The organism is Streptomyces sp. NPDC048275 (genome assembly GCF_040652275.1).
Lineage (GTDB): Bacteria > Actinomycetota > Actinomycetes > Streptomycetales > Streptomycetaceae > Streptomyces.
The window spans coordinates 21884-30525 of sequence record NZ_JBEZLR010000119.1; the positions used below are offsets into that span (position 1 = coordinate 21884).

At 71.7% G+C, this 8642-nt stretch carries 3 protein-coding genes; 1 reads left to right on the top strand and 2 read right to left on the bottom strand.

Going from position 1 to position 8642, the window contains the following annotated elements; translation table 11 throughout:
• Window positions 1-28 precede the first annotated feature (28 nt).
• Together AB0D57_RS41265 and AB0D57_RS41270 are read right to left on the bottom strand one after the other, a co-directional pair.
• Entirely contained in the window at window positions 29-2938 is a 2910-nt protein-coding gene (locus tag AB0D57_RS41265; RefSeq protein ID WP_362086107.1) for a glycosyl hydrolase 115 family protein, read from the bottom strand.
• A 252-nt stretch (window positions 2939-3190) separates the two neighbouring features.
• A complete protein-coding gene (locus AB0D57_RS41270) occupies window positions 3191-6148 on the bottom strand; it encodes an AAA family ATPase (protein WP_362086092.1) in 2958 nt (985 codons plus the stop codon).
• Between the two features lie 741 nt (window positions 6149-6889).
• Between AB0D57_RS41270 and AB0D57_RS41275 the strand changes: the two genes are divergently transcribed.
• Window positions 6890-8578: a heme peroxidase family protein gene (locus tag AB0D57_RS41275; protein ID WP_362086095.1), complete on the top strand. Its 1689-nt coding sequence runs from the start codon at window positions 6890-6892 to the stop codon at window positions 8576-8578.
• Window positions 8579-8642: the final 64 nt, after the last annotated feature.

Here is an 8642-nt window from a genome sequence, read left to right on the forward strand (position 1 = left end):
GCGCCTTGATCTCCGCCGGGCCTACCGCTCACGGGGCGTCCAAGCCCGCCCCGTGAGCAGGCTCGGGATGGAACACCGGGTGGTAGCTCTCCGGCGGTGCGAGATAGCTGACGGGCAGTCCGCCGGTGTCGATGACGATCTGGTCCACGGCGATCGCGGGGTCGACCATGAACAGCCGCAGGACGTGCTCGCCGGGCTCGGTGACGGTCACGGTGGCGGTCAGTTTCTCGATGCCCTCCTCCACGTTGCGCGCCCAGGCGTCGCCCCGGTTCCCGGTGGCGACGGCTTGCCCCGACAGGACGGTGACCGGCTGGTCGTCCAGGCCGACGGCCAGCCGGCGGTGGCCGCGTTCGTCGAGGGAGGGCAGCCGGAAGACGGTGACGGGGAAGGTTCCGGCGGTGGCGAACCGCACCCGGTAGCGCAACTCCGGCGCCTTGGTGGCGAGGTCCCCGGTGAACGGGGCCGCGGTCGACGGGACCGCTTCCAGGGCGCCCGTGCCGCGGCCGAGTCCGCGCACGGTCCGCCAGCGGGCTCCGCCGCGCGGCACCCGGTGGTCGGCGTGCACGGCATCGATCGAGACATACCCGTGGGCCTCGACGAAACCGCGGGCCCGCCTGCGCGCCCGCTCCCCGTCGTTGACCACCCGCAACGGCACGTCGATGCGCTGTCCGCCGCCGGTGACGGTGACCGTCGCATCGTGCGCGCCCACGGGCACCCGCGCCCAGTCGATCTCCACCCACATCCGGGTCTGCTCGGTGAGGGAGCCGCCCACCGTGCTCGTCCGGACCCAGGGATGGCTGGTCTCGGCCGCCCAGTCCACCACCAGGAAACCGGTGTTGAAGACATCCAGGAAGCGTCGGTCCCGGGTGTAGGAGGAGAAGGACAGCGGCCGGTTCGCTCCGGTCTCGTTGCCCTCGGCCGCCACCCCCAGCCCGGAGGTCTCCTGCCGGGCGATCCGGGTGACGCTCGGCCGGCCCGGTGCCTTCGGGATCTGGGAGGGGTACGGGTTGACGATCCCGTCCCATTTGCCGCTCGCCACCTCGGTGTTGTACCGCTTGGTGATCGCCAGTTCCTCGGCGTGGGCGGCCTCGGCCAGATCCGCGAAACGGTTCGTGCCGGCCCCGCGCCCCTGACGGACCGCGAGCGCGTTGCGGTCCGCCCAGTAGTACTTCAGGTTCATCAAGTACGCGCCGTGCACCGGGTATTCGACCAGTTCGTAGAAGGCGTCCCGGTAGGCCTCGGGCAGTTGGGCGCCCACCGCCCGGGCCCGCTCGAGCAACCGGTCGTACGCGGCCATCCGGCGTCCCGCCTCGTCGCCGTGGTGCACCGGGGAGAAGAAGCCGCGGTCGATGAACTCCGGTCGTCGTTCCGCCGCGAGGCGGTAGTACTCGGTGCGGAGGGCGGCGATCTCCCGGCCGTGACGCTGCCCGAACTGCCGCCCGGCCCACTCGGCCAGGAAGTCCTCGACGTCGTCGGCGCCCCACCGGTCCATGTCCCAGGCCATGTCCATACAGAAGGAGAGGCCGGTCTCGATCGACTTGACGTCACCGACGTTGAAGATCCACATCCGGTCCGCGCCATGCTCGTACACCCGGCGCAACTCCTGCCAGATCTTGGCCTGTTGGGTGGTGTCCAGCCACAGATAGCTCCTCGGGCGGCCCCAGTAGGAGAGGTGGTAGTAGATGCCGTTGCCGCCCGAGCGGCTGCGCTCCGCCTCGGTCGGCAGCTGGCGCATGTTGCCGTGGTTGTCGTCCGGCCAGATCAGCGTGACGTCGTCCGGGACCTGGACGCCCGCGTTGTACAGCTCCAGAACCTCCTTGTACGGGATGAAGATCTGCGGCGCGGCCGCGGCGCCGACCTCCTCGGTCAGGATCCGGCGCTGGTCGGCGATGATGTCGTTCATCACCGCCACCTTCTCCGGGATGGTGGTGGCGTACCGGGTCTCCAACGCGGTGTCGTGCAGCCCGCGCATGCCGAGCGTCCAACTGCTGTCGTACGCTGCGTTCTGTCGCGCCCGGGCCCTCCAGTAGTCCGAGATGACGTCGGGGTTCACGGTGTAGTCGTACACCGGCAGACTGCCGTCGCCGCCGCGATGCTCCTCGGCCCAGGGTGCCCACTCGTGGACACCGTTGCGCAGCAGGGCCTCCGGGTGGCTGGAGCCGACGACGATGCCGTACTGCTCGGCCAGTTCGGGGTTCTCGCGGTACTTGTTGAAGAAGTCGGAGTACGGGTGCATGGCCGGCCACAGGTAGTTGGCCTTGAGGCGGAGCAGCAGCTCGAAGACGCGTCTGTATGTCTCGGGGCCGATGTTCTTGTCCGGCTCCTGGGTGCGGTTCGACCAAGTGGTCAGGTTCTGCTCGTCGTTGATGAAGATGCCCCGGTAGCGGACGGACGGCTCGTGCCGCTCGAAGGGGCCTGCCGGTACGGTCACCGCGTCGCGGCGTACCGTCGGCACGTCGGCCCACCAGTACCACGGCGAGACCCCGATGCGCTCCGAGGTGTCGTAGATGCCGTAGACCGTGCCGCGTCGGTCGCTTCCCGCGATCACCAGAGCGCGGTCCACCCCGGGCACCGGCCGGTCCACCACCTGGGTCACCGACGCTTCCCAACGCCCCTTCACCCGGGACACGTCCAGGCGGCCGGCGGCGATGAGCCGGTCGATGACCGGGCAGGCGCCGATGGTGCCTACGAGGATCAGCCCTGCGGCCCGCTCCGGCAACGTGTGCCGCAGCTCTGGCCGTACCCCGCTCACCCGCTCGACATCTGCCCGCAGATCGCCAGCGGCGCGCGTCACGGCGGGGTCGTCCGCCGCGTCCACGTACACGTCGACCGCGACGCCTCCGTGCACGAGGAGGAAGTCGGGACGGTCCGACGACGCGGCCCGGGCGGTCGCGGGAAGCATCCCGGGAAGCAACGGGGCCACCCCGACGGCCGCCATGCCCCGCAGGAACGACTTGCGGGTCCACGGCTGCGACGGCTCCGGGGGTTTGCTGTGCGGCACGAGACGCTTCCTTTCGACGCATGACGGGATGAGAGAGAGCGGGCCCGAAGAGCAAGGAGACAGGGAGGAATGGCATGACCATGCTAGAAAGCGCTTGCTGTGCACCATAGGGCAGGCTCGACCGAGCCGTCCATAACCCTGACAGCCGGCGGTTGCCCGCTCAGCCTGCGCGTCGCGGAGTCCGGCCCGTCATCCCGTCACCCCGGCGTGCGCCAGGCAGCGGGCCAGGTCCGAGCGGGAACGGACGCCCAGCTTGCGGTAGACGCGGGTGAGGTGCGCCTCGATCGTCTTGCGGGACAGGAACAACGACGCGGCGGCCTCCACGTTGCTGAGTCCCTCACCGATGGCGCGCGCCACCTGGAGCTCCTGCGGCGTGAGCAGTGCCACCGGCGGCGGTTCGTTGCCGTGGACGGCGGTGCGGTGCCCGGTGGCCGCGACCTCCGCCGCGGCCCGGACCGCCCACGGCACGGCGCCCAGCGCGGTGAACGTCCGCTGCGCGAACAGCAGCGGCTCGCGTGCCGCCGACGGCCGCCTGAACCGGCGCAGCACCGCTCCTCCGACGAGCCGCGTCCGAGCCCGCTCGAAGGCCATCTCCTTGTCCGCATGGGCGCGTTCCGCGACGGCCAGCCAGTCGGCGGCCTCCTCGGCGGAGTGCGCGAGCATCACCCGGCAGCGTGCGTGCGCGGCCGCCGGCCACGCCAGACCGGTCGCCGCGTCGCGTTCCCGCAGCCAGTCCGCGACGGCGATGGCCCCCTCCCGCGCCCCCGTGCGCAGACAGGCCTCGGCGAGGTCGGCCACCCACGGCATCAGGGAGGGATTGACCAGCCCCATCCTGTCCGCCATCGCGAACGCCGCCTCCAGGTGCGTACGCGCCGCCTCCGGATCACCGGCGGCCAGTGCGGACGTACCGAGCGCACCGCGTGCGAACAGGGTGAGGCCGCGCAGCCGGCCGCCGCACCAGCGCTCGTACTGCGCCACGCGCCGCTCGCAGTCCGCGAAGTCGCCGCGCAGCGCGTCCAGCCGCGCGAGCTGGACCAATGCGTAGCCCGTCATTGCCAGATGCCCGAACTCCTCGGCCCAGCGCAGCGCCTCGGTGGCGTCCGCACGGGCCATCGGCCAGCGCGACCACATCTCCACCTCGCACCGCCCCAGCAGCGCGTACGGCAGGAGGGCGGGGGAGTTGTCGCGGCGCATCCCCTCGATCGCCGTGTCCAGTACACGGCGGGCGAGGTCCCTGTCCCCCGTCCAGGACAGGCCCTGCGCGATCTCCATCGTGGCCTGGCGTTCCTCGGGGCCGGGCCGGCCGCGCGTCTCCTCCAGCAGTGCGAGCAGGGCCCTACGGCCTTCGCGTACGTCGCCGCCGAGAGCCTGCGCCCGGGCGCGCATGACGGCGGCGTGCCGGCGCTGTGTACCGCGGGTGCCGTCCGCCAGTTCCTCGCAGCGGGCGGCGATGTCGCACGCGCCGCGCATCTGCCCGTCCATCGTCGCGGGCACCACCGCGGCCCCGTACAGCTGACAGGCACGGGAGCGGTCCACCGACTCCACCGCGCGGGCGGCGCCGACGAGTAACTGGTGCGCGCGGCCCGGATTTCCGAGCCAGGTGCAGGCCTGGCCGCGCAGCAGCTCGATGTCCGCGGTCAGCAACGGGTCCTGGCTGTGCGCCAGAGCCTGTTCGCACCACTGGGCGGCGTCGCGCGTCGTACCGCCGTAGAAGGCGTCGCGCGCGGCTTCGAACAGGCGGCGGGCTGCGTCGGCGGGGTCCGGCGACAGCTCGGCGGCGCGGTGCCAGGCGGGCGCGGCGGCCGCCAACGCACCGCGCTGCCGCGCCTGCCGGGCGTCGGTGACCAGGCGAGCGGCGACCGACTCGTCCGGGCCGGGGGCGGCAGCGGCCAGGTACCAGGTCTGCAGTTCGCCCGAGCACAGGCCGGCCAGCCTTCGGTACACCTCCAGCCGCCGGACCGTGGCGCACTGTCCCAGCACCACCGGTCGCAGCACGGGATGCCGCAGCTCGCACGCGCCGCCCCGCATCCGCACCAGGCCGGCCGCCTCGGCCACGTCCAGATCGGCCGTCGTGAGCCCGTCGGACGCCAACGCCCGCTGCAGCAGGGGCCATTGCGGGGTCCGGCTGGCGGCGACGTACACCAGCGCCTCGCGACTGCGCGGAGGCAGCGTGCGCAGCTGCCCGCGCCACGCGCGCTCCACCAGCGGCCCGGGTGCCTCCCACGAGTCGTCCCACGGCTCGGCACCGACCGCACGGGCCCGGGCGAGCGCCGCCGCGTACTCCACCAGGACCAAGGGGTTTCCGTGCGCCAGCCGTACGATCCGGCCTGCCGCCGGATCCGCCCGGTCGAGACCGTGCCGCCGCAGCAGCGTCCAGCACTCGTCGTCCCTCAGCGGCCCCAGCGCGGCGTGTGGCACGCTCTCCTGGATCCCGTCCTCCTCCGGCCCACTGCGCGCGGCCATGACCAGAGCCACTCGCTCCGTGGCCAGCCGCCGGGCCACGAACTGCAGGACCTGTCGTGACGAAGGATCGGCCCAGTGCAGATCGTCGACGAGGACCAGCAGGGGCCGCGCCTCCCCGGCGGCGGCCAGCACGCCCAGCGCGCCCGCGCACACCGCGTACGGGTTCGGCTCGGTCACGTCCGCGAGCGCCAGACAGCCCTCCACGGCTCGCCGCTGGGCCGGCGGCAGTTCGCCGAAGTGGTGGCGCAGCGGCAGCAGCACATCGGCCAGCACCGCGTACGGCAGCACGGCTTCCGACTCCACCCCGCAGGCCCACAGCACCTGGGCGCCCTGGCAGCGGGCGGCCGCATGGCGCAGCACCATGCTCTTGCCGATCCCCGGTTCACCGCTCAGCAGCAGCGCACCGCCCCCATGGGACAGGTCGTCCACCAAACAGGCCAGCAGGTCTTGTTCGGCGCTCCGGCCGACCAGAGCGTCGGTCCCGGGGGCGGGCATCGCCCCACCGGGTACGGCGGGAACCTCCGATGCGGTGGCGGGAATGTGGGGGACGGCGGAAACCGAGACGCCGTACGGTTCGTGCGGCGCGGCGAGCCGTGGGCCGTTCGCACACGTGTCCTCCAGTACGCAGACCGGATCGGGTGCCGCGCCGCCCGCCGGTACGCCGGTCATCGCTGTTTCGTCCATGACGCCCCCGTACGCCTGCCGCCCCATTGCGGCCGTCCGTCATGTCACCAGCGTGCCCCCGGAAGGGTGATCGGCGTGGGCGGTCCGAATTCCTGGTCCGGGTTCGGGGCTCACCAAACTTCAAATCCCCGGCGAACAAGGGGAGTTTCCCCGACGCGCCCCGGCGAGGGGTGCCGCGAGGCCGTCGCGTGCGGTCTCCCGCGGCACGGGGAAGAGGTCGACGGGTGGTCGAGCGGCACGAGCGCCGTTGCACGACGGGAGCCGTCGAGCTCATCGGCCCGGCATCCCACCTGCGCCTGCGGGGCGCGGCACACCCGACCGGGGAAACCACCGAGGTCGCCGACCCCACAGGAGCGCAACCACTCCCGCTGTACGGGGCCCGCACGACCGAGGTTCCCGCCGCGCTGTCGGGACCGTGTCGCCCCGCGTTCCGGAACAACGGGCCTACGGCGCCCTCCGTACGGTGCCGTCGCGACCGTACCGAGAACGACCGCCGAGGGTCCGCAGGGAAAGGTATGCGCTGACCGTCGTCGAGACGGGGACGGTGGGGCCACCGGTTGCGTAGACCCTGCCCTGCACGTCCGGTGCCGGTGACACAGCGGACGGCGTAGGCGTTCTCGCGAAATGGCAGTCGGAGAACGCGCGGGCGCGCATGTCCGTGCGGAAGTAGGGAGTTCCCCGAAGCGGCCGCACGACCGGTCGGAAAGACTCGCCTCTTCCTAGACCGGAAAGGGGCACGGGATGGCTGAGCAGGGACAGTTCCGGCGGGTGATCACGAACCTCACGCACGGCGGTCACGCGATTCTCGACAGTGCGGACGAGGCGGAGAAGACCGCCCAGACCCAGGAAAGCCTGAGCACGCGCAGCACGGTGGTTCAGGAGTCCACCGACGTCGCGGCGCACGTGGGCGTCACTTCCTTCGACTACTTGTTCCCCGAGCTCGCGAAAAAGTTCCCCGAGCACCACCTGCCGCAGGACGACATCGCAAGGGTCGTCAAAGCCCTGCTCGAACTGGGCTCGGCGATCGTGGAGACCCCGGACGAGGTGCGCGACCCGGAGCTCAACTCGCCGATTCCGGCGATCTACACCTACTGGGGCCAGTTCGTCGACCACGATCTGACGGCCGCGACCGACCGCGACCTGGTGATCAACATCACCGATGAGAACCTGCCGCCCGTGCCACCGAAAGAAGTGATCAAGAAGCTGCAGAACCTGCGGCTCCCGGCGCTGAACCTCGACTCGGTCTACGGCGACGGGCCGTTCGCGGCACCGGCGGTGGGCAAGGTGGCCGTTCCCTACGACGGGATCAAGTTCCGGCTGGGCCTGCTCTCGCCGGTTCCCGCAAGCGTGGGCGCGCTGATCCCCCCGATCGACGACACCCAACGGGATCTGCCACGCGATGCCGAGCGCGCCCCGCTCATCGGTGACAACCGCAACGACGAGAACCTCGTGGTGGCACAACTGCATGTGGCGTTCCTGCGGTTCCACAACGCGGCGGTCGACTGGGTGCGCGACAACGAGCCCGAGTTCGAGTCGGACGCCGAGGTCTTCCGACGGGCCAGGGACCTCACCCGCTGGACCTACCAGTGGTTGTGCGTGCACGACTATCTGCGCACCGTGGCACGCCCCGACGTCGTCGACCGTGTGGACACCGCGGAGGGGAACCTGCTCGACCTGGACCGCCGCGGCACCTATATGCCGGTCGAGTTCTCGGTGGCGGCCTTCCGCTTCGGCCACAGCATGGTGCGCGGCGCCTACGACTGGAACCGCAACTTCGGCCGCCCCGGCGACCGGGCCCCCGTGTCCACCCTGGACCAACTCTTTCAGTTCACCGGCAAGGGCGGGTTCGTCGGCACGCTGACGACGCTCCCGTCGAACTGGCCGGCGGAATGGGACCGGATGGTCGACAAGAACAGCCAGTTCGCCAACCGCTTCGCGCGGCTCATCGACACCAGGCTCGCGCCACCGCTCACCGAGCTGCGCAACGAGGGCAACGACCCGGGCCTGGCCGACCGGATCAAGAAACTGCTCAAGCACCTCGCCCAACGCAATCTCCTGCGCGGCTACCGACTCGCTGCCCCCACAGGCCAGGCGGTGGCCGAGGCGCTCGGAGTCGCACCCCTCGGCCGCGCGGAACTCGAGCAGGACAGCAGCGACGCGGTCAAGAACGCACTGGAGGCGGGTGGCCTGTTCGACAGGACCCCGCTGTGGTTCTACGTGCTGAAGGAGGCCGAGGTGAGGGAGCTGGGCCGGCGGCTCGGAGAGGTCGGCAGCCGCATCGTCGCCGAGACCATCATCGGCCAGATCCGCCAGGACTCTGGTTCGTACGTCAACCAGACGAGCTGGAGCCCCGCGCAGGGCGTCCTGCTCCCGAACGGCCGACCGGTGCGCACGATCGCGGACTTCCTCCGCTTCGCGGGCGTCCTCTGAGCCGTGGCGGGGGGGGGGGCCCCCCCCCCCGCCCCGCCCCCCCCCCCGCCCGCGGGGGCGCGCG